Consider the following 23,396-nt stretch of genomic DNA (forward strand, 5'->3'; position numbering starts at 1 on the left):
ATTTACCAGAAATAAATGTAGAATGCGGCTGTTAAGCCAAGAATTACAACTGTATGTATTACGTCCCAATGGTTCCAGCTAGAACGCGTGGCCGCAATTTGTTCTGGTGTTGATGTTCCAAATACCAAGCCTTGTATTTTTTCTTCAGAAGGAGCTTCCGTAAAGAAACTAACTATTACCACAACAAGTATACAGGCCAGTAACATCCATCCGCAGAAAAACAACCAATTAGTATCAAAAAATACCGTTTTAAATAAAGAATCTCCAGCCGTTTCAACAGTATTGTAATATACTTTAGCTCCAAGTCGAGTTATACCAATAATAAAACCCGACATTAATCCCCAGAATCCTCCTTTAGCAGATGCTCGTTTCCAGGCAATCCCCATTAAGAATGCAGCAGCAATACCAGGAGCTAATACCGATTGAACATCTTGTAAATATTCATACAATACATCTCCGATACTTCGCATTATTGGTATCCACAAAATACCTAAGGTTACGATAACTACCGTAGCTACCTGACCAATCTTTACTAATTTCTTCTCTGGGGTATCTGGCTTATATCGTTTATAAAAATCAATTGTAAACAACATTGCCGAAGAGTTAAATAACGAAGCTAAAGAACTCATTAATGCTGCTAAAATACCGCAAACAACTAATCCCTTTACTCCTGCAGGAAGTAACTGCGCAACCAATGAAGGAAAGGCCGCATCTGCACTAGGTAGAACATATAATTCCCCATTCAACATCACATCTCCTTTAGCACTCATTGCATAAGCAATCATACCAGGAATAAGAAATAAAAATACAGGTAGTAATTTTAAATATGCCCCAAAGATAGTTCCCCTACGAGCATGTTTTTCATTTTTACCAGACAATACACGTTGTACAATAAACTGATCTGTACACCAATACCAGAAACCAATGACAGCTGAACCAATTAGTGCACCCAACCAAGGAAAATCAGCATCTCTATTATCTCTGATTAAATTCACCATACTATCGCCATATTCATTAACTGATGTAGCACCTGTTATAGCTAGTACTTGTTCCCAGCCTCCTACAGCTTTTAAACCAAGAACAACTATAATTAATGACCCTCCTAATAATATTGGTGTTTGTAGTACAGATGTATATAATACAGACTTCATTCCTCCGAAAATGGTATATACAGCTGTTAATAAAACTAATCCGATAGCAGAAATCCAAAAGAAATCAATCCCCCACATTTCCTCAATACCAAATACTTGTTGAAATACAAGTCCTCCAGCATATACAGTTACGGCTACTTTTGTTAACACATAACTTACTAAAGATATCAGCGACAATACAGTCCTTGACTCTTTATTATATCTACGTTCCAGGAATTCTGGCATAGTAAGTACCATACTTCTGGAATAAAAAGGAACAAAAACCCATCCCAGAATCAATATCATCCAACCTTGAATTTCCCAGTGGGCCATTGCCATACCACTCGAAGCTCCAGCACCTGCCAAACCTATCAAGTGTTCTGATCCAATATTGGAAGCAAAAATAGACGCTCCAATAGCAATCCAGGAAGCATCACGGCCGCCTAGAAAATAATCTTCAGAGTTCGCATTCTTTTGGCTAACAACCCATAAAATTATGGCCACCAACAGAACGAAAAACACACCAATAACAATCCAATCTAATGTTACCATTTTATTAGTTTTAAAGAGAGTTGGCTTTTATCTAGAGCCAACCTCTTATTTAATGACTATAAACCTTTTGCTAAATGATAGTAAAGATCATTCCACTGTAATTCTTTTTTGAACTCTGGAATTTTCGTACCCTTATCAATAACCACAGCCTCAATTCCTGCCATTTCAGCAAAATCTTGTAAATCTTCAACTGTTAAGTCATATGAAAAACTAGTATGATGCGTACCTCCAGCTAAAATCCATGCAGCTGCTCCTACTTCAAAATTTGGTTGTGGAATCCATAGTGCACTCGCCACAGGAAGCTTAGGTAACTCTTGTGAGTCAATACAGTCAACCGTATTAATAATCATTCTAAAACGGCTTCCCATATCAATAACTGTTGCAGCAACTCCTGAACCTGTTTTACTTGTAAATACAAGGCGAGCTGGATCATTTTTGCCACCAATTCCTAATGGGTGTACTTCTAACTTTGGTTTATGATCTGCTATTAAAGGACATACCTCTAACATATGAGCTTGTAAAATCGAACTTTTTTCTCCATCGAAATTCAAGGTATAATCCTCTAAGAATGAACATCCTTTGTAATCAGACATTCCTTGACTCATGAACCACATCTGACGACATAATGCTGCTGTTTTCCAGTCTCCCTCAGCACCAAAGCCATAACCATCAGCCATTAATCGCTGCGATGCTAAACCAGGCAATTGGTCTACCCCTTCTAAATCATCGAAATTAGTGGTGAAAGCCTTAGCTCCCTTTTTCTCCAGATAACGACGCAAGCCTATTTCTATTCGAGCTGCATGTACCACTTGATTACGTGCTTCTCCGCCTTCTTTACAATTATCAGCTAAATCATATTCAGACTCATAAATTTTAACCAGTTCGGCGACATCTTCATCACTCACATTATCCTGAACTTTTACTAAATCCGCAATTGGACTATAGTCTACATGATAACCGAAAACTCTTTCTGCTTCAACCTTATCTCCATCAGTTACAGCAACATTATTCATTTGATCGCCAAAACGAATAATTAACATATCTTGAGAGTCAGCCCACGCAGCTGCAACACGCGACCATCCTGCCACTTTTGAAACAACTTTTGGATCCTGCCAATGCCCCACTACTACTTTACGATCCATGCGCATACGTGCCATTATATGACCAAACTCTCTATCTCCGTGAGCGCTTTGATTTAAATTCATAAAATCCATGTCTATCTCTTTCCATGGAATTTCTTTATTATACTGTGTATGTAAATGAAGTATAGGTTTTCTTAACTCCTGAAGCCCGTGAATCCACATTTTAGCGGGTGAAAAGGTATGCATCCAAGTAATTAAACCGATACAATTCTCTGCACCATTTGCTTCTCTGCAGATTTTATGTATTTCTGCGGAACCAGTTCCTGTAGGCTTACAAACTACCTTTACAGGAATATCTGATGAAGCATCAAATGCTGCAGCAATTTCTTTTGAATGTGAAGCAACTTGATCTAAAGTTTTTTGCCCATACAAATGCTGACTACCAGTAACCAACCAAACCTCTAACTGATTTAATGTTTTCATAATAACTTGATTTAACTTCGCCCATAATTAAAGAATCAACTACTATATTGTATATCTCTCTTTTACAGACTATTTAATTTTTATAATTGATTTTTATTCATTATATATAGTACTTTGTACTATTATACTATCAAAAAATTTTAAATTTTCACAATACGTTCAAAAGACTTGTCCTTTGCACCATCAATAAATTTAAAATAATAGGCACCACGTCTCGATTCTGTTGTATTTCTTTCATCTAAACGTTGAAGTACTTTTAAAGACAATACTTTCTTTCTAAAATTACCAGTATCTAATTCTTTCTGAAAAATAGCTTCATATAATTTACGCAACTGTAATAAGGTGAATTGATCTGGTAATAGCTCACTTCCCACCAACTCCAGTCCAGCCTTAATTTGCAATTTCTCCAGTGCTTTATCAACCATTTCTTTATGATCAAAGACTAGGTTTGGTAGAGCTTTCAAGGACCACCAATGTGCACCGTTTTCCTTTACTTTATCTGCTTTATGCTTATCTATTCTAATGAGTGCAAAATAAGTTAAACTAATAACCCTATCTTCACTATCCCTATCAGGGTTTGTAAATGCCTGCACTTGTTCTAAATAAATATCGTCTAATCCAGTAATATTCTTTAGAATCCGACGAGCAGCTGTATCCGACGATTCTTCTTCTCCAACAAACCCTCCCATTAACGACCATTGCCCTTTAGCCGGTTCAAAGCCGCGGTGATAAAGCAATAATTTTAAATCGTCATCAACATAGCCGAAAATAACACAGTCGATGGCGACAAAATATTTGGAAAATTTGTTGTACTTTTCTCCCATAATTATCATATCTAGAACAAATATATTAATAGTATTTGGTACTATTATATTTTAAGTACACTTTTTTTGCTAATTCTTTCATAGCCCTCACTTTACATTAATTCAATTCAAAAATACTTCACCGATTCTAACCAATCAAAGAAGAACACTCTTTTACGACGTTAACTCAATTAATCTAGGTTCTATTATATCCTTTAAATTTGTTACGTTTCATAGTAACATTTCACTTTTGAGTTATCAAATCTCGTAACCTTTTCTGCATACATTACTCAATTAGAGGCAATAATTTAATCACACCATAACTACTCCTCATTTTGTCTAAAATCAGGAAATCCATCCATAGTCCAGTTAATTACCCTTGCACGAGTATGCCGATTGGGATCGGTTAAAGGAGAACCTCTTAAGCGCTTGTAATTTCTGGCATGATAAATCATAACATCCGTTGTTCCATCTTCAGAAACTGTAAAAGAGTTATGTCCCGGACCAAACCGATTCATTTCCTCGTTTGTAAAAAAAACTGGTTCTTCTGACTTATTCCATGATTCAGCATCTAATAAATCCGCATTTTCGTCAGCCCAAAGAAGTCCGACACAATAAGTATCATCAGTAGCACTTGCCGAATAAGTCATGAATATTTTCCCATTCTTTTTTAATATTGCAGGCCCCTCATTCACACTATAACCCTTTCTTTCCCAATCAAATTCGGGATTACTAATCACAACTTCCTTTCCCTTTAACTTGATTGGCGAATCCATTTCTGAAATCAACAAGGACGTATTTTCACCTTCTCTAACATGTTGTGCCCATACATAATACTTTCTCCCTTTATGCTCAAAAAAAGTGGCATCAAGTGAAAAAGAGTCATGCGCAGTTAAAATTCGCCCTTCTTCTTTCCATTCTCCCTGCATGGGGTCCTGCGAATCATTTGAAAGGGCATACATTCGGATATTCCAGGCCTTTTCAGTTTCTCCAGCGGCAAAATAAATGTACCACTTGCCATCAATCCGATGAAGCTCAGGGGCCCAAATATTGTTCCCCATCACCCCTTTGTCATATTTTCGCCAGATTACCCTAGCTTCAGCAGCAGACAAGCCATTTATTGTGTTGGATTGACGCATCTCTATCCTATCGTATTCAGGAGCTGTAGCCACGTAATAGTAAACATTATCAACTTTTAAGACCCAAGGATCTGCCCGTTGCTTGACAACTGGATTGTTGTATTTAATATCGGACTGACAACCTGTTAGTATACTCATCAAAAGAAGTATACTTTGGATGCTATTGATAATTCTATTCTTGTACTCTAAATGCATACACACATCTTACGGATCAACCTAATTATTTTTCCAATGAAATTAAAACTACTGATTTAGCTGGAATCTTAAGTTTAAGCTTCCCTTTCTTTGGTTGTTTTAGAGAAAATTGCTTAAGCGTTACCTCTTCTTCTTTCCCAAACTCATTCAATGAATTAATTTTTTCACCTCCAATGATCTGACCAGAAGCTTTTGTGTATTTCTCACCCAGGATATCGTATTCAAACTCAACATCATTATTCGGATCCAGGTTACAAACAGTCAGGTTTAACTTTCCATCCTTTGTTGAAGCCGAAGCATGAAGAACCGGCAACTTCTCTCCTCCAACTTCATAATCGTCACATTCTATGCTTAATGGAACCAATGTAGCATCTTGATGAACGCTATACATTTTAAATACATAGTACGTTGGTGTTAAAACCATTGTCTCACCCTTAGTCAATATCACCGCCTGAATTACGTTAACCATCTGGGCGATGTTGGCCATTTTGATGCGATCAGCGTGGTTGTTGAACATGTTCAACTGCATACCGGCACAAAGCGCATCCCTTAATGTATTCTGTTGAAACAAAAAGCCTGGATTGGTTCCCGGCTCAACATCATACCACGAGCCCCACTCATCAACAATCATATCAATCTCTTTATTCGGATCATACTTATCCATAATGGCAGAATGATTATTAATAAGCTCTTCCATATACAGAGCTTTTTGCAAGGTAAGATGGTATTCTGCTTCATCAAATTCAGTCGCTGAACCTTTGTTACTCCAGCCTCCAGGGTGCACATAATAGTGAAGTGAAAGTCCATCTACAATATGCTTATGATGAACCAGTTTTTTCATCATCACTTCAGTCCAATTATAATCTGCAACATTCGCACCCCCAGCGATTTTGTAATCTGCACCATGGCAATAAGTCGCATAATTACGGTATAAATCAGCATAATACTCCGGTGTCATATTACCTCCACAGCCCCAGTTTTCGTTGCCTATTCCCCAATATTTTACTTTCCAGGGCTCATCACGACCATTCTCTTTTCTCCATTCGGTCATTGGACTCTTATTTGGCGAAGTCATATACTCCACCCACTCTTTGGCTTCGCGAACCGAACCCGAACCTACATTAAGGTTTATGTATGCTTCGGCTCCAATCAACTCACAGAAGTCCATAAACTCATGTGTTCCAAAACTATTATCTTCCGTAACACCACCCCAGTGCACATTAACAATTGATGGGCGAATCTTTTTTGAGCCAACTCCATCTTTCCAGTTATATGTATCCGCAAAACACCCTCCTGGCCATCTCAATAAAGGGATGTTCATTTCTTGTAAAGCGTCGATGACGTCTACCCTAAAGCCCTTGATATTATCAATCAACGATGTGTCCCCAACATAAAACCCATCATAGATACAACGACCTAAATGCTCAGCAAAGTGACCATAAATATCTCTGTTTATTTTTGTTTTAGCCGAGTCTGTATGCGCGGTAATTTTGTTTTGTGCAAATACTGTTGACGAAACCAACAATAATGCGGCAATAAAAAAAGATTGAAGTCTCATGTTATAATGTTTATTTTAATTTATCTTACTTTCTTTCCCCATATTCCATGACCATTAGGCAATATTCCGCTAAATAAAATGGTCTCGCGCTCCTGCTCCCAGTCGCACCCTCTGAATATGGCACATTCGATTGGCTTGTTCTCATCATCAAGCAGTGTTAGTACACCATCAATGTATTCAAACGACTTTATGCCAGCTATTTCTCTCCCTTGAACCTCGCCGTCTGCATCAAATATTGCTTCTTTTGACACATTAAATGCCGTGGGCTTATATTGCCAGCCACCAGGGGCTCTCAGCTTCTTATCTAAAATATCTTTCAGCTCGATAATTTCCCACGAACCAGCTAACTCAGCCTTATTGATTTCACTCTGATCATCAAGTGCATTGTACCGTTCAGGAGATAAAACCGGCCATCCGTTTGATAACCACTTGACTTCGCGCACATGCATTTGAAGCATCAGGTTATCGGGTGCCAAACGTCCCTGATGCATCACATAATACTTCCCTTCATCATTTAGCACAGCATTGTGAGCAACTCCAGACCATCCAACATGATTATTAAACATATAGCTATAGGTTAAAATCGGGTAATTATCCCTTGTGTCGCTCATGTCATTTCCAAAATAATCGAGGAAGGGGCCGGTTGGCGATTTAGAACGACCAACACGGATATTATAAAAATTAAACAATGAATCGTAGGACACAAACAGGTAGTACATATCCTGCTCTTCATTGTAGATTATTTCAGGCGCTTCAATTACCCGTTCGTCACCTCCTTTCAGACGAGCAATCAGATGCCCCTGGTCGCCATCATTTAAGGCAAGGCCTGTTTTTGGGTCCAACTCCATGCAATACAAACCACCAAAGAATGAACCATATACCATCCAGTCTCTACCTGTTTTACTATCCGTTATAACCGATGGATCAATCGCATTCATCAGGCTTTCCTTGGATGTTTTTACCACTTCACCTTTATCGAGCCAGGGGCCAAGAGGCGAGCTTGCAGTGGCCATCCCGATAAAGGAAGCATTAGAACCAAAATAGGATACTGAGTAGTACAAACGGAACTCGTCATCGACCTGACGAATAAATGGAGCCCACATGTTATCGGCCGCCTTTCTTCCATTTGCTTGCTTCACGTAATCGTAAGCTTCGGCCGGTGTTTGGTCAAATACCCAACCCTCAAAATTCCAGTTTATCAGATCTTTTGAGCTCCGAATTGGAATTTTGCCCACATGCACCGAGTCATCTTTAAAATTGATATTTGGCGGTGCGTAATAGGCACCCGTCGCATACACATAATAAGTATCTCCAACCTTTATACACGAAGGGTCGTGCACATTGGCCGCATTCCACTCATACCGGTGGCTCAAGCTGGCAATGCTTGTATAATCATCGGCGTATGGAAGCTTTTTGTGTTCTTTGGTGATATTGGTTTCACACGCACAAAGCCCAACGAAACTCAATAGTATATAAGGTAAATATTTCATCCTACAACTTTTTCTTTAATCGTTATAAGACAAAAGTAACTTCAGGATGCAACTATTGAGAGGACAATCGTTTTTATAAGGAGGATAGATGTGGACAACACCTTACCATAAGCACGAAACCATTATATATCAGCAAATAAGCACAAGTTTTGCACACGCTTTAAGATAGAGAATTACCCATTTATACACTTACATATTCACTTGGAGAGCATTTATAAAACTTTTTAAAGACACGGCTAAAATACTTTGGATCGTTAAAACCAACCATTACCGCCACCTCGGCCACCTGATATTTTTTCGATTTGAGCAGAGGAATTGATTTTTTTAGCCGTGAAACATTAATGTATTCATTGGGCGATACATTGGTTAAAGCCTTTAGCTTTTTGTACAACAAACTACGGCTAACAAACATTTTAGATGCAAATGTCTCGATATCGAAAGTTGGATCGGCGTAGAATTCCGATACCACATGATTGACCTTCTGCATAAAATCTTCGTCTAGTGTACTGCCTTTTAAATCGGCTTCAGCGTCGGTGTTTTGAAGATAAATAGCCTTTAGCTTTTGCCTGTTGTCAATCAAACTTCTGATTTTTGCCTCTAAAAATGCGAAACTAAACGGCTTAGTGATGTAATCATCTGCGCCAACACCCAATCCTTCCAATTGATTTTCTTCCATTCCTTTAGCCGACAATAAAACTATCGGCATATGGCTAGTATTCAGATTATTCTTTAACTGTTTACACAAATCCAGCCCATTCAGGCGAGGCATCATAATATCACTAACCACCAAATCGACTTCTTTCTGCAGAGCCAGTTCAGAACCTTCCTGTCCATCTTTTGCAGCAATAACATGATAGTTTTCGGCAAGCGACTCCGTAAGGAATTGCCTTAAATCATCATTGTCTTCAACAATTAATACATGGGCTTTATCGGCATCGTTAACTGGCTGATTACTTCCTTGATTGGCAGCCTCTTTTATCAAATTCACTTTTTGATTCAAGGTAACGGAATCTGCAACTCCCTCTTCTACAATTGTGTAATCATCAAAACTTTCTTTTTCAATCGGTAAGATCAGTTTGAAGCTGGCCCCTTTACCGTACTCACTGCTAAGATTAATTTGCCCATTCAATTTAATCACTAATTCTTTTACCAACGACAAACCAATACCGGTACCAAAGCCCAGGTTATTATCAGCCCGGTAAAAGCGATCAAATACTTTTTCCTGTATTTCCGGCTTAATACCCTGGCCATTATCCGTTACAATTACCTCTATGATTTTTTGGGATTCACTGTTTTTTTCCAGATTTAAAGACAGTTCGACTTTACCCGACTCTGACGAATATTTGAAAGCATTGGCCAGCAGGTTGAACAGAATATTCTCCAGTTTTGATTTGTCAAACCAGCCGAAATAATCCGCCTGACTCACATTTGTCAAGTATGTAATGTGCTTATCCTCAGCTAAGACTTTAAAAGCTTCACCTATCTCCACAATTACTTCATCCAGTTTTCCCTGCTGTAACTGCACCTGCAGTTTACCGGCTTCAAGTTTTCGAAATGTTAAAATCTGATTGGTCAGAAGTAACAAACGTTCCGCATTGCGCTTCACAATTTTAATGGTTTTTTGGGCGGCTTCCGGCAGTTGATTATTCCCTGAACTTAACAAACGCTGAATGGGAGAAATAATCAATGTCAATGGGGTTCTGAATTCGTGCGAAATATTGGTAAAAAACTGCATGCGCATTTGATGAATACTTTCCACCTCCTCATTCAGCGCAATTAACTGGTCTCGTTGTGTTCGAATCTCACTATTTTGTTCTTCCAGCTGTGCTTTTTGCTTTTCAATTTTTGCACTTCGCTTCTCTAACTGTTCATTCGTATCAAGCAAGCGCTGTGAACTGACTTCTAACTGCTGGTTTTTTTCATTGATTTCAATCGTCCGTTCCTTCACTAATTGTTCCAGCCTTTTGTTTTGCATCGACATTCTGAACGAACGATAACGGATGTAGCCTGCCATCATAAGTACTGCTATCAGAATCATCAGCAACTTAAACCACAATTCTTGCCAGAAAGGGGGAATAATTTCGATATACACCTGAGTAAACTCATCGTTCCAGACCCCTTCATCGTTGGTTGATTTCAGTTCGAACAAATACACTCCTCCGGCCAGGTTGGTATACGAAGCCACCCGTCGTTTCGAATCGACATTAACCCATTCTTTATCAACACCATCTAAGCGATAGGCGTATTTTATTTTGGATGAATGAAGAAAATCCATTGCCGAAAACTCCAATGAAAACACATTATCCTTGTGCGATAATGAAATGGTATCGACAGCAAATGAGGCTCTGTGCAAGGGAGTAACTCCATTGTGCACATCGCCGGGAACAACCTTTTTATTATAAATTTTAAGTGCGGTTACAATCGGTTTAGTTTCAAAAGGAAATTTTTTAATCCGATCAGGATCGAAGTAATTCAGTCCATTTAAACCTCCAACATATAAATTACTATCGGCATCTTTAAATCCGGCCGACCAATAATACTGGTTGTTTCTTAAATTATCCTGCTTGTAATAATTGATAAAATGTTGCGCTTCAATATTAAATTTTGACAAGCCATTTTCGGTGGTTATCCACAAATTGTTGTTATCGTCGCAAAGAAGCGAATAAACAATATTGTTAGCCAATCCGTCTTGCTGATTAAAGTTTATAAATTCGTAGTTACCATTTTCTGTTTCAACGCATTTGGCAATTCCTCCTCCATAAGTACCAATCCAAATGGTTCCTTCAGCATCGATATTTAAGGTGGTTATGTAATTATCCGGCAGGCTGTTTTTCTCATTCGTTTCTTTATACCAAACCTGTTCATAGCGCGAAATAACTGTCGGTTCATCATCTTTAATAAGCTTACCATTGAAGCGATGCAAGCCATCGGTGGTTCCTACCCAATAGAAACCATTCTTATCTTCCTGAATACACCCTACCTCCCAGTTTTCAATGGCACCACCACCGGCAGGCTGAATACTGTAAAAGCGGTCATCTTTCTCATTATAAATACACAAGCCTCCTTGCGTACCAACGAGCACTTCACCTTTTTTGTTAACATAGAAAGTGGAAATAAAGTCACTTGGTAAGCCTTTATCGATATGATACGATACAAACCGTTCACCCTTCCCTTTTCTCAACATTTGAACACCCATGCCCCACGTACCTACCCAAATATTGCTTCGTCTATCTTCGTAAATGCAGGTTATAAAGTTGCTTTCGATCGAATTAGGGTCATTTATCCTGTTTTGATAAAATTTTAATTGACTATCTTTTTGATTAATGCGGGCCAATCCATTACCTGCTGTTCCTACCCAAAGCGACTGCTCATTCTTATAAATTGAGTTAATAATGCTCCGGTTTAGAACGGAGTAATCAGAATCAAAACCATCAAGAGCGTTAAATGCCTTTTTGTGAATATTATAATAGACCAATCCAACTTTATCGGTACCTACCCAAACATCGCCCTGGTTATCGGTAAAAATAGAACGGATGAACTCCACATGAACATCTTCGTTTGTATAATTAGGCAGATGAAACCGATTGACCTGATTATCATCCAGATTAAGAGAACACAAGCCTCCCAGTGTACCAATAATCAGCTCATTATTAACTTTTGTAATGGCGGTTACATTGGAATGATATAAAGAATTGATATTACTACCATCATGATTTAACCATTCAATAACGCCTGCTTGCTTTTTATATAGAAACAAACCATTATTGGTTCCAATATACAGGTTGTTTGCATCGTCCAATAAACATTGGATATACGCCGGATTATAAGTGCTATCATTATACTGATAGGCGTTAAACTTATCCGAAATCGGATCGTGTATCATTAGCCCAGCTACTGTCCCAAGAAAAATAGCGTTATCCACCCCTTTGTAAATACATAAGGGCGATGAAGCGTTCTCAAAGGATTGATAACGTCCTTTTACTTCAATTCCTTCCTTTGTTTCCTGCAGCTTATAAACCCCGTTTACTTTGGTTACAAGCCAGAGGTTTTCCCCATCGTGCAAGGTTTGAACAATATCCTGATTGAACAACAAGTGAATATTAGCCTGCTCAATTTTTAGAAACTTCCCCGATAACAGATTTAATATTTGCAGTCCCTTCTGGGTGGTCACATATAGTAAATCCTGATGGTTGGTCGATAAATGCAAAATCCGATTATCCAACAGCTGATCTTCATCCCCATTTGAATAATAGTAATCAAAACCATATCCATCGTACCGGCATAAGCCATTATCAGTTCCAAACCAAATGAATCCAAACGCATCTTTTGTTATGGACTGCACGGTATTTTGAGGCAAACCATCGTCTATGTTAATGTATTCAACACGCGGGGTTCTTTGGCTATATCCCTCAAAAGGCACCAAAAACAAAAGAAGAAAAACAACGATGGGTAACGGATGATTTTTCATAAACAGCTTTAAATATAACAAAACAATGCTAAGGTATAGTTCTGATTTGGGCTGATATTAATTGAATATCAAACAATACACAAATATATATATAGCTCGTAATAAAAAAAAAGAAGGCTGCCAAAACAACCTTCTTTTTTAAACAAACTATATACTAACTACTCAGTTCTGAATGCATAAACACACACCGAATAATACGCTTCTCCCGGGTTTAAAAGCGTCGATGGGAAATTTGGTTTATTGGGTGTATCCGGAAAATGCTGCGTCTCCAAACACAGAGCCTCACGGTACTTTAAGGTTTTACCGTATTTGCCCATATACTTGCCGTCCATAAAATTACCACCATAAAACTGAATACCGGGTTCGTTGGTATAAACATCCATCACTCGCCCCGAAACAGGCTCTTTTAAAGTGGCCGCCAGGGTTAAGCCATTGCCTGACGCATTTAACACCCAGTTATGATCATAGCCTCCTCCTCTTTTCAGCTGTTCGTCATCAGCATTCACACGCGCACCAATTGTTGTAGCTTCTCTAAAATCAAATGGTGTGCCTTCAACTGTTGCTATTTCACCGGTGGGAATCAAACCTCCATCAACAGGCGTGTAGGCATCTGCATTTATCGTTAGCAAATGATCATTTATCGTGCCTGAGGCTTCGCCCGCCAAATTGAAATAGGTATGATTGGTTAAGTTAACATGAGTAGGCTTATCTGTTGAAGCAAAATATTCAATTTTAAGCTCATTATTGTCTGTTAGTTCATAAAAGACTTTAACATCCAGATTACCCGGATAACCTTCTTCGCCATCAACAGAGGTATAGTTTAATTCCAGTTTATTATCGCCCACTTGAACGGCCTCCCACACCCGGTCGAAAAAACCGGCTGGACCGCCATGTAAAGTGTTCTCACCATCGTTAACACTCAACTGAAATGTATCTTTCTCAATAACAAACTGACTATTGGCAATGCGATTGCCATACCTGCCAATCAAGGCTCCATAAAAGGTTTCAGGATTATTAAGGTACTCATCAGCCGTCTTATAGCCCAGACTTACATCGGCAAAATTGCCATTTTTATCAGGCACCCATAGGTTTACAATACGACCTCCCAAATTGGTAATTTGAGTTATCATGCCGTTTTTGTTCTTAAGGGTATACAACTTAACCTCCTTACCGTTGAAAGAAGTCGAAAAAGTAGTTTCATCAATTAATTTTATCTGGCTTGTAGGTTGGCTGCATGACACTAGAATCATGGCGATAACAAATAGGTTTACAAATTTCATAGATAGTTGGATTTAATCAATTTTTTTGCCCCATAACGAATGCTTGCGATCTTGTGTAAGACCTGAAATTACAATTGTTACCTCTCTTGGCGAAGCTTCCCAGTCAAGCTCACGCTCAACACATAGTTTTACGGTGCCAATAGTCAATATTTCATTTGCACTGTCGTACGACCATGAACCACTAAGCGCACCAACTGCCGTACCGTCTTCTTTTAAAACAATCGCATTAGAAGTTTGCATGTTTGCATAATCGTATTTGAGCTCAATACACTCCCAGGTACCAATTAATTCGTCCTCAGTAATCTCCTTCTCTGGCACACCTGTGTAGCGTTCCGGCATCACAACCGGCCAACCATCTTCAGTCCAGGCAATTTTTCGAACGTGTCCCATCATATTGGCATTGGCATATTCATTGCCATTGGTGCCACCAGGCAGACGAGCCTGAGAAGCGTAAAACCAATCACCGTTTTCATTTTGAAAAACAGCATTATGCGCAAAACCAACCCATCCTGAATGGCTGTTAAACTTATAAGGATGTGTAAGAACCGGATAACAATCTGCCCCTTCTGTTACATTTGCGCCATCACTGCCATAATAGGGACCTTCGATGGATGTGGCACGACAAACACGCGTATTGTATGGCACATCTAATCCGTCGTAGGCTAAAAACAAATAATAGTAACCAGTTTCTTCGTTATAAAGGATTTCAGGCCCCTCAGATCCCTGCCAGCGACTCCAATACCCACTAGCTACGCGTGTAGCAATGCGTTTTGTTTTATCTGCCACATTAACATATTCGAACGGTTTCCCTGTTGCGGGGTCTAACTCAACACATGCTATACCCGAATGCCATGAACCATAAATCAGGTATTGCTTGCCGTCAGGTGTTTCCTGAAAAGTCGGGTCAATGGCATTGTAATAAAAATAAGCATTGCCCCAATCGCCCCCAAATGAAGAACGCGACCATTCTGTTCCTTTATCGGACACTGAATGAATTACCATTCCTTTATCTTCCCATTCATTGAGTGCCAAATCAGATGTTTCCATCATTCCAATAAAAGCATGTTCGGACCAAGTGCCATCGAAATTAGCTTCATTACAAGGCAGACCATTACCAATATAGTTATCGATAATTATGCTGTAATACATTCTATATTTGTTCCCCACCTGACGTACAACCGGCGCCCAAAAACCGTAGCCTGGATTATCAATAGGTGCAAGCCCGTTAGTCGCACGTATATTGTTTAGCGTATCTTTAACCCAGGTCGGAGCATCATTCATGGTAGCATTTCTATATTCCCAATTCACCAAATCCTTAGATCGACGGTGGTGGAAATGACCATGCCCAGCGTGCTCATTACCAAATGAGGCATCTGTTGCATACATGTAATAATACCCACCATCGAACACTACAGAAGGATCATGTACGTTTGCTAAATTCCATTTAGATCTATCACTCCATGATGCTATATCATCTCCTGTCCATGTATAATCATCATTATAAATGGGTATCACATACTCATCATCAGGTTCATCGGGCTTTGGATCCTCATCGACAATATCATCATCTTTACATCCATAAGCTATAAAAATCAATAGGCTTAAAAACCAGGAAAATTTACTTTTCATATTACAAAACTTAAAAATATTCAGATTCAAAATAAACGAATAAAAAAGCTTCACAGGTGGACAATATCACATTTATTGGAGATAAATAGATAACTATCTAAACTTAATGTTGTCAACATAACTCATTTGCAAAATTAGTATTACATGCAATTTAATCGCATAAAAAACTTCCTTATCAGCTTAAAAACACTGGTAAGGAAGTTTTAAGATAAACCTAAATATAATCTTACTCTAAATTATAAACAGGACGCACTTTATATCCTTTTTCAAAGAATGTTGTACTATTATCTGAATTATTATTTGCTGAATTGCCCCTAAGATTCGGGTTAGTGTCAAGATTAACTTGCCATACAGGAAAATATTCATGACCTACTATATAATTATCATACGAAGAACCACTTGCATTATTAGAATTTAGCTCTTCCGTATCTACAATCACATACTCTTCCTGTTTTTCAACTCCATCCTCGACCCATGTATAAAGCTTCTTAGGTGCTAACTTATAATAAGCATGCTCTTTTATCTGTTGCATGCGGCTTGCATCGTAGAAAAATCCCCAACGAATTAAATCAGTTCCACGACCGTTTTCACAACCAAATTCTTTCGGACGTTCTACATTTGCAATTTGCTCAAAAAGAGCATCTGCTGTAGGAAAGTCTGTAATATTAAGATCTGGAAGGGCCACACGCTGACGAACCTCGTTTATATAGCTAATAGCAGTTTGTGTTGGTCCGTTTATTTCATTTTCACACTCAGCTGCACGTAGTAAAACATCGCTATATCGCATTAAGCGTAAATTAATTCCAGTTCTTAATCCTACAATAACATCATCAGATAAATCAGTTCTCGCATAAGTCCATTTAGCAATCGATATGCCACCCTGTGAAGTATTGGATCGAAAATTAACAACCCAATCATTATCTTTGTCGCCATTAATTCCATATAATGTGGACTTATAAGCCATGTTGGTTCTAGGATCTCCTTCTGGATATGCCGCAGTAGAAACACCATTTATAGCATCATATTCTGCCTCATACGTCACTAAAGTCCAATACAAACGCGGATCCAAAAATCCATCTGTACAGTTCTCTTTCTTATACAGGTTGTATAACCAGGGCGAAGCCGCACAGTCACCCCAACTACCTTTATCCTGGGGTGCATAGTTACTTTCTACTGCATGTCCTTGTGTTGCAGTAGGACTGATGTTCACTGGAGTCCACTCCTCATCAGTTCCACCCGTTCCAAGATCCATATATTGAACTTCAAAAAGACTTTCAGAATTGTTCTCTGTATCTTCCCTGAAGTTATCACCAAAGTCTGCGGCCAAAGCATAATCTCCATACTGACCGGCAATAATATCCTTCAATATTGTGTAAGCTTCACTATACTTCTGACGAAACATAAGTGTACGAGCCATATACCCAGCAGCCGCACCGGAAGTGGCACGACCTGAAGCCCATTCTCCACCTTCATTACGCGAAGGCAAAATTTTCATTGCCTCAGTAAAATCCACCTCTACTTTATTCAATACCGAATCCTGACTAGCAGAGGTTGCATAAAGAGTGTTAATATCATTATAATCGTCATAATTAGTAATTAGCGGAACATCCTGATAAATGGTAGACAGATTATAGTAGGCTAAAGATCGTAAGAAAAGAGCCTGTCCCTTAATTTGATTATAAGATTCCTCTGACATCTTAACATCATCCACTTTTGACAATACAAAGTTTGTGCGGTTTACAACATGATAGTTATCACGCCATGGCCACTCGGCCATAAAATAAGCGGATGTATGATTTAGGTTGTCTGCATCAATATACCATTGTTGTGATGAGTTCCAAACCTCATCGCCACGTACAGCATCTATAACATAACCAACACGGGCAAATGTACCTTCTAAACGAATACGATTGTAACATGCTATTATAGCTTCCTGAAGTTCTGACTCCGTATTACCAAAATCGAAAGTAGTCTGACTGTTTGGGTTCACAACATTGAGCTTGTCATCACAGGCTGAAAATCCCGCAATGAGCAATAATATTAATAGTAATATATTTAAACGTTTCATATTGTTTCTCTATTAAATCGATTAAAATTTAGAATGACAGGTTTAATCCTAACATGAATGATCGTGGTTGTGGAAATGACGCATAATTATACCCTGGTGTGAATGTGCCACCTGAAAAATCAACATTATACCCCTCATACTTTGTTATAGTAGCCAGGTTTTGACCTGATGCATATACACGAACCTTGCTAACTTTACCTTTAAACCAACGCTCAGGGAAATTATATCCTAATTGCACATTTGCAATTCGCAAATAGGATGCATCCTGAATGTATCTATCGCTGAAATAATTATTTGTGGCATTAGCCGACTTATACTGCACGCGGGGCACATCGGTGTCAGTGTTGGTTGGCGTCCATGCATTTAACAGGCTAACGCCCTTATTAGTTGCCCCATAAGAATTCATCAATTCCCCTTGAACAAAATCAACCGCTTTAAAACCGGCAGCCCCAAAAGCGGCAATATTTAAATCAAAACCATTCCATTCAACACGACCATTTAAACCGAAATTAATATCAGGCAATCCACTCCCAATAAAAGTTCTGTCCTCAGCATTAATTGTACCATCACCATTAAGGTCTTTGTATAAAATATCACCTGGTTGAGCTCCCGGTTGGTCAACAAAGGATCCCTCCTCATTGACTCTGTTATCTATTGCACTTTGATTTTGGGCAATACCATTTCTGATGTTATACGTACCATCATCATTCTGCACGTCACCTTCAAGCACCCAGCCATAAAACTCCCCAACTTCACGACCAACCTCTGTGCGACAAACACCATTATTTTGAGGCTCATTAGCCACGCCTAACTTAGTTACCTTATTTGATAGCGTTGATAGGTTTGCAGAAACCTCAAATTTAACAGGGTGGTTATAATTACGATAGGTAAAAAGGAATTCAAGACCTGAGTTTACCATAGTGGCTGCATTCATTTTCACTCTCTCATTAGTAAAACCAGCTTCAGTCGGAACCCTAACATCATAATGTAAGTCTTCTGAAGTTGACTCATACCAGTCGAAATTAAATTCAAACTGATTGTTAAACATAGCTAAATCAAGACCAAAATCAAGTGTTTTCTTAATTTCCCATCTTAATCCGGTATTTACAAAATTCGATATTGCGGATCCGGTCACCTTATTATTATTAAAGCTGTAAGTATAATCGTTTCTGCGCATTGTATCCATATAATCGTATGGTCCAAGATTCTCTATACTACCAAGTTCACCATAACTACCTCGTAACTTCAGTAAGCTGATAGTAGACTTATCTACAGGAAAAAAATTCTCTCGTTCGATACGCCAACCTGCAGATACTGATGGAAAAATATCAAAGCGATCTTCCGGAGACAAACGACTAGAACCATCACGTCGTGCTGTTGCTGAAATCAGGTATTTACCGTCGAAATTATAGTTTAAACGACCGATGTACGATGACATCCTCCAATCGCTTTCATAACTATACGAATTTCTCTCGGCTGCATTGTCAAGCTGCAAATAATAGGGTTCAGACAAATTATTGCCAGTACCTCTAAGCGAGTGATAATATACACTCTGATAGGTTTGCCCTAAAACAACATCAATACTGTGTTTATTAAATGTAGTATTATAGTTAATATAATTCTCTATTAACACATCACTTGTAGAACGATATTCTTGGTTAAGAACCTCATTTTCCTTTGGCAAGTAGTTAATGGTACTTGAGATAAATGCAGGTATAAATGAATAATTTTTAACTATGGTTTTGTTATACGCTAGATTTAGATTGTATGTCAATTTGTGATTACTAGTATTAACACCTAACATATCCAATAAATCAAAACTTGTATTGGCAGAACCAACAAAACGGTCAACTTTTACATTTCTTTCCAATAAATTATTCGTCATCAACACATTGGTCATACGCAGGTCGCCATGCACATCATCGTAATAAGTACCATAACCGTAAGCATCATATTTCCATCCTGATGCTGAAGAAAGTCTGTCATCCAATACCCATGTTGATTCATCGTAAGCTTTGATGGTAGAAGGCAAAAGCAGAGTGGAAGCCATTACTGGATACTGACCGCCATAAAGGCCTTGTACATACTCGTTTGCGTTACTAAGCGCCATATTATCCTGATCACTGTGACTATAAACCAAGCTGGTTCGGATTTTAATGAATTTCACATCCATGGTATTGTTAACACGGACAGTGAAACGTTCGTAATTCGGACCGGCACCTTTCATTGTTCCTTCCTGACTAAAATAATCAAGTCCAATATTGTAGGTATTATTTTCTCCGCCACCTGAAAGGTTCACGTTGTGGTTTTGACGAATACCGTTTTTATACACCTCATCAAACCAATCTGTGTCTACTGAAGGTACCTCAGTACCATCGTCAAGCGTATCCCACAAATAATTGCTACTGGAAGAAACATAACCACCCGGCAGATCCACACCACTGTTTGCGTAAGCCATGCCAAGGTAATCCTTGTATTGATCCGCATTCATAACATTATAAACTCCTTTTTGCACCTGGTCCACACCAACATATCCATTGTAGTCAATCTTCATTGGTGAGTTTTTCTTGCCTTGCTTAGTAGTAATAATTATTACTCCATTACCAGCACGAGAACCATAGATAGCTGCTGCTGATGCATCCTTAAGGATCTGAATTGATTCGATATCATTTGGTGAGAAGTCTCGAATTGTCGTTCCCATTGGCACCCCATCTATAACATAAAGTGGGTTTGTATTGCCAAAAGAACCAATACCCCTAATACGCACTGTAGGGTCAGCTCCCGGTTGCCCGTCAGAAGTTATTTGAACACCTGATGCTTTTCCCTGCAGTAATGTTGAGATGTTGGAATTCGACTGCTTTCGCATCTCTTCCGGATTTACAATCGAAACTGAACCTGTAAGGTCGGCCTTCTTTTGAGTGCCATAACCAATTACAACTACCTGATCAAGCTCTTGTGTGTCTGAAATCAAGGTTATTACACCAAGATTAGTCTTTCCTTCAATAGCAATCTCCATGCTTTTGAAACCTATGAAAGACACTGATAGCTTAGCGTCTTCAGGTGCAGAAAGGGCAAAGTTACCATCCAAATCAGTAATCATTCCTTGGGTTGTACCTTTAATTGCTATAGTTACACCGGGAATCGGATCTCCCATATCGTCAACTATTTTACCACTCACTATTATATCTCCTTGTTGAGCCATTGACATTTGGTAGGTGTCGATGCCACCTACTGCCAATGTTACTGGCGCAAACACCAACAATCCTAAAAGAATTAAATATATATTTTTCATAGTTTGATTTTTTCTCTTAATTATTCTGTAATTACAACATATGAACCTTCTAATACTATTGCACAGTTCAAATCAGAGCTATCAACTGTTACACCTTCATACTTTTGGAAATGTGTTTCTCCTGTGGCATAAGTAACATCGTAATTAATATCAGCAGTATTATCACCGTTATTGGTCACTGTGATAACCACTTTTGAACCGTTAATATTAGATGTGAATGTATCAAAATTCCAGTCATTTGTAATCGTGGCTGTTCCATAACCGTCACCCCATCCGAAACTGTCCATACGTACTACACCATACTCAGTTGCATCGGCCTTACGCAAAATCGTACATGGGCTATGCCAATTATTAACTTCATTGGAGTAACAGTACATAGTAAGAACTTTACTGGAACCTGATGCTACGGTGTAATCATCGGAAAACTCGGTCCACCAAGCGGTAGTGAAGTCAATTGCACCTATCTGACTAGTACCTTCAATAATAGTTAGTGGGCAAGTTGTGGTTACAGTGCTTGTGGCGCCAACATAAGAAATCACTGCATCTTGATCTCCATCAACTAAAGGAATTTCAAATTCAAGAATTGAATTATCAAGAATTCCTGTCGAGCCATCTGAATAAGTAGCTGTTACAACCATACCCTTAGGATCAAATGATGGGGATTCAGAACCAAAAAAAGCATAAGTGGTCATTTCCGGTAAAGCAGTTACTTCCATAGCAATAACAGAATTCGTTACTTCCAGTGTGTAAAATGTCGATACTGCAGGACCGTAATCACCTAGTTTGGTTTTGCTATAAGCAACCGAAACTGTCTTTTCTCCGAGAGTGGTCATATCCGGTATCACATTGAATGACACATCTGCAGTATCCACTATAGAAGAAGAACCATCTGCAAAAGTAACAGTGGCTACTCCATCCCCCCAAAAATCTTCATTACCTAATTCAACAGCAAGTGGAGTTCCTGTAACATCAATCGACACAGCATTAACATCTTCGACTACTGTCACTTTAGACGGTATAAGATATGCCCTTTCAATCTCAAAATAACTCGCATCAGCTATTAAGAATGCCGTAATATCATCAGATGCTGAAACAGGTTGCTGATAGGTCATAACCAATTCTGTACCATTTGTCCCAATAGCAGTTGCAGTCACAAAAACATTGCCGGTAGCGGAGTGGTCAACATCAATCGAAACAAAAGCCCCATCCATGGTTAAACGGAAATCATTCCAAATATCTCCATCTCCATCCGTATCTGGATAGTTATTACTAATAATATCTAAATCAAAATCTTCGTTACCCCAACCAAAAGCATCAGAGCGGAGCACAAAATATTCGGCATAGCCATCACCTTCACGATCTGCCACCTCATTGGCAACAGCAAGATTCCAGTTATTCCAGGCGTTTGGACTACCTCCATTGTGGTTAATAAATTCCAAATGCAATAATTTATTTGTCGGAACGGTAAAATAATCTGAGAATGCCGTCCACCAACCAGAACTGTAATCATCATTCCCAACAACTGCTGTAGTGATATCAATATAGGTTGTATCACCAGTGTCAATACCTTCCTTCGCGTCTGCAATCGAATCAATCCTTGCCTGCAGGTCAGAGGGTGCATTAATAGTATATATCCTCGACTCTTCGCAACCAACTAATCCAATTGCTGTTAAAAAGGCTATGTACAAAACGTACCCAATAAGCCTGTTTTTAATTTTCATTTCCTTAGATTTAATTAACAATAAACATCTCGTTTTTTTAACTGCATTTTTTATCTCAAATTCGAATCAAGTCAATATTATAATCAAATGCTCTTGATTTAAGCCTTCAAAAACTTCAATTAATAAGAACTTTACTTTTTAAGATATTTTTCATCTATACATCGAATTTGTTTCAAAATGTTAAATCAAAAGTACAATCCAACGATTGCGACAAGGTTCATTAATGTTTTTTTTTGGTGGATAATTGAGGATGTCCAATTAGAAAACCTCTCATCACTTGTAATAATAAACAAATCTAGCTTTTGAAAGGTGCACAAATGATAACAATGTGTATCATTTTATCCTCCTAAAGAATGAATTTGTGCTCCTGCAAATAAGAAATAGTTTTCAAATTTGAACTTGATAAATAACAGTTATATAGTAGGGCAACACAAAAGTAAAACAAGCACTTGCTAATAGAATAACAATTCAATTTTCAAGGTATAAACACTAAAGTTTAATCTTAA

The 23,396-nt window shown here is 38.5% G+C and carries 12 protein-coding genes; all 12 read right to left on the reverse strand.

All coding sequences use genetic code 11. From position 1 onward, the window contains the following. Window positions 1-2 precede the first annotated feature (2 nt). The 12 genes from ACRD7B_RS04325 to ACRD7B_RS04380 all read right to left on the reverse strand — a co-directional run bounded on the left by ACRD7B_RS04325 (window position 3) and on the right by ACRD7B_RS04380 (window position 22,890). On the reverse strand, window positions 3-1,682 hold the full coding sequence (locus ACRD7B_RS04325; protein WP_430823245.1) for a sodium:solute symporter: 1,680 nt from the start codon (window positions 1,680-1,682) through the stop codon (window positions 3-5). 56 nt (window positions 1,683-1,738) lie between these two features. Continuing rightward, a complete protein-coding gene (gene araA, locus ACRD7B_RS04330; RefSeq protein ID WP_430823246.1) occupies window positions 1,739-3,247 on the reverse strand; it encodes an L-arabinose isomerase in 1,509 nt (502 codons plus the stop codon). 140 nt (window positions 3,248-3,387) lie between these two features. Continuing rightward, window positions 3,388-4,071 carry an NUDIX hydrolase gene (locus ACRD7B_RS04335; protein ID WP_430823247.1) on the reverse strand — a complete coding sequence of 228 codons (684 nt, stop codon included), beginning with the start codon at window positions 4,069-4,071 and terminating at the stop codon, window positions 3,388-3,390. Between the two features lie 302 nt (window positions 4,072-4,373). After that, window positions 4,374-5,327 carry a glycoside hydrolase family 43 protein gene (locus tag ACRD7B_RS04340; RefSeq protein WP_430823248.1) on the reverse strand — a complete coding sequence of 318 codons (954 nt, stop codon included), beginning with the start codon at window positions 5,325-5,327 and terminating at the stop codon, window positions 4,374-4,376. Window positions 5,328-5,409: 82 nt separating this feature from the next. After that, window positions 5,410-6,942 carry an alpha-N-arabinofuranosidase gene (locus tag ACRD7B_RS04345; protein WP_430823249.1) on the reverse strand — a complete coding sequence of 511 codons (1,533 nt, stop codon included), beginning with the start codon at window positions 6,940-6,942 and terminating at the stop codon, window positions 5,410-5,412. A 20-nt stretch (window positions 6,943-6,962) separates the two neighbouring features. Next, on the reverse strand, window positions 6,963-8,432 hold the full coding sequence (locus tag ACRD7B_RS04350) for an arabinan endo-1,5-alpha-L-arabinosidase (RefSeq protein ID WP_430823250.1): 1,470 nt from the start codon (window positions 8,430-8,432) through the stop codon (window positions 6,963-6,965). Between the two features lie 181 nt (window positions 8,433-8,613). Then, entirely contained in the window at window positions 8,614-12,900 is a 4,287-nt protein-coding gene (locus tag ACRD7B_RS04355) for a hybrid sensor histidine kinase/response regulator transcription factor (RefSeq protein ID WP_430823251.1), read from the reverse strand. 158 nt (window positions 12,901-13,058) lie between these two features. Next, the gene (locus tag ACRD7B_RS04360) at window positions 13,059-14,180 is read right to left on the reverse strand and encodes an aldose epimerase family protein (RefSeq protein WP_430823252.1); all 1,122 of its coding nucleotides are present in this window, start codon (window positions 14,178-14,180) and stop codon (window positions 13,059-13,061) included. Window positions 14,181-14,192: 12 nt separating this feature from the next. Next, the gene (locus ACRD7B_RS04365) at window positions 14,193-15,809 is read right to left on the reverse strand and encodes an arabinan endo-1,5-alpha-L-arabinosidase (RefSeq protein WP_430823253.1); all 1,617 of its coding nucleotides are present in this window, start codon (window positions 15,807-15,809) and stop codon (window positions 14,193-14,195) included. Window positions 15,810-16,035: 226 nt separating this feature from the next. Beyond that, a complete protein-coding gene (locus ACRD7B_RS04370; RefSeq protein ID WP_430823254.1) occupies window positions 16,036-17,877 on the reverse strand; it encodes a RagB/SusD family nutrient uptake outer membrane protein in 1,842 nt (613 codons plus the stop codon). Window positions 17,878-17,905: 28 nt separating this feature from the next. After that, complete coding sequence (locus ACRD7B_RS04375; RefSeq protein WP_430823255.1) at window positions 17,906-21,169, reverse strand: SusC/RagA family TonB-linked outer membrane protein; 3,264 nt, start codon at window positions 21,167-21,169, stop codon at window positions 17,906-17,908. Window positions 21,170-21,189: 20 nt separating this feature from the next. Further along, window positions 21,190-22,890, reverse strand: a complete 1,701-nt coding sequence (locus ACRD7B_RS04380) for a hypothetical protein (protein WP_430823256.1) — start codon at window positions 22,888-22,890, stop codon at window positions 21,190-21,192. Window positions 22,891-23,396: the final 506 nt, after the last annotated feature.

Source organism: Carboxylicivirga fragile, assembly GCF_050589805.1.
GTDB lineage: Bacteria > Bacteroidota > Bacteroidia > Bacteroidales > Marinilabiliaceae > Carboxylicivirga > Carboxylicivirga fragile.

Coding starts and splice junctions, on each gene's coding strand:
- ACRD7B_RS04335 (WP_430823247.1), bottom strand. CDS start 4,071: ATGGGAGAAAAGTACAACAAATTTTCCAAATATTTTGTCGCCATCGAC.
- ACRD7B_RS04345 (WP_430823249.1), bottom strand. CDS start 6,942: ATGAGACTTCAATCTTTTTTTATTGCCGCATTATTGTTGGTTTCGTCA.
- ACRD7B_RS04375 (WP_430823255.1), bottom strand. CDS start 21,169: ATGAAAAATATATATTTAATTCTTTTAGGATTGTTGGTGTTTGCGCCA.
- ACRD7B_RS04325 (WP_430823245.1), bottom strand. CDS start 1,682: ATGGTAACATTAGATTGGATTGTTATTGGTGTGTTTTTCGTTCTGTTG.
- ACRD7B_RS04355 (WP_430823251.1), bottom strand. CDS start 12,900: ATGAAAAATCATCCGTTACCCATCGTTGTTTTTCTTCTTTTGTTTTTG.
- ACRD7B_RS04370 (WP_430823254.1), bottom strand. CDS start 17,877: ATGAAACGTTTAAATATATTACTATTAATATTATTGCTCATTGCGGGA.
- ACRD7B_RS04340 (WP_430823248.1), bottom strand. CDS start 5,327: ATGAGTATACTAACAGGTTGTCAGTCCGATATTAAATACAACAATCCA.
- ACRD7B_RS04360 (WP_430823252.1), bottom strand. CDS start 14,180: ATGAAATTTGTAAACCTATTTGTTATCGCCATGATTCTAGTGTCATGC.
- ACRD7B_RS04380 (WP_430823256.1), bottom strand. CDS start 22,890: ATGAAAATTAAAAACAGGCTTATTGGGTACGTTTTGTACATAGCCTTT.
- araA (WP_430823246.1), bottom strand. CDS start 3,247: ATGAAAACATTAAATCAGTTAGAGGTTTGGTTGGTTACTGGTAGTCAG.
- ACRD7B_RS04365 (WP_430823253.1), bottom strand. CDS start 15,809: ATGAAAAGTAAATTTTCCTGGTTTTTAAGCCTATTGATTTTTATAGCT.
- ACRD7B_RS04350 (WP_430823250.1), bottom strand. CDS start 8,432: ATGAAATATTTACCTTATATACTATTGAGTTTCGTTGGGCTTTGTGCG.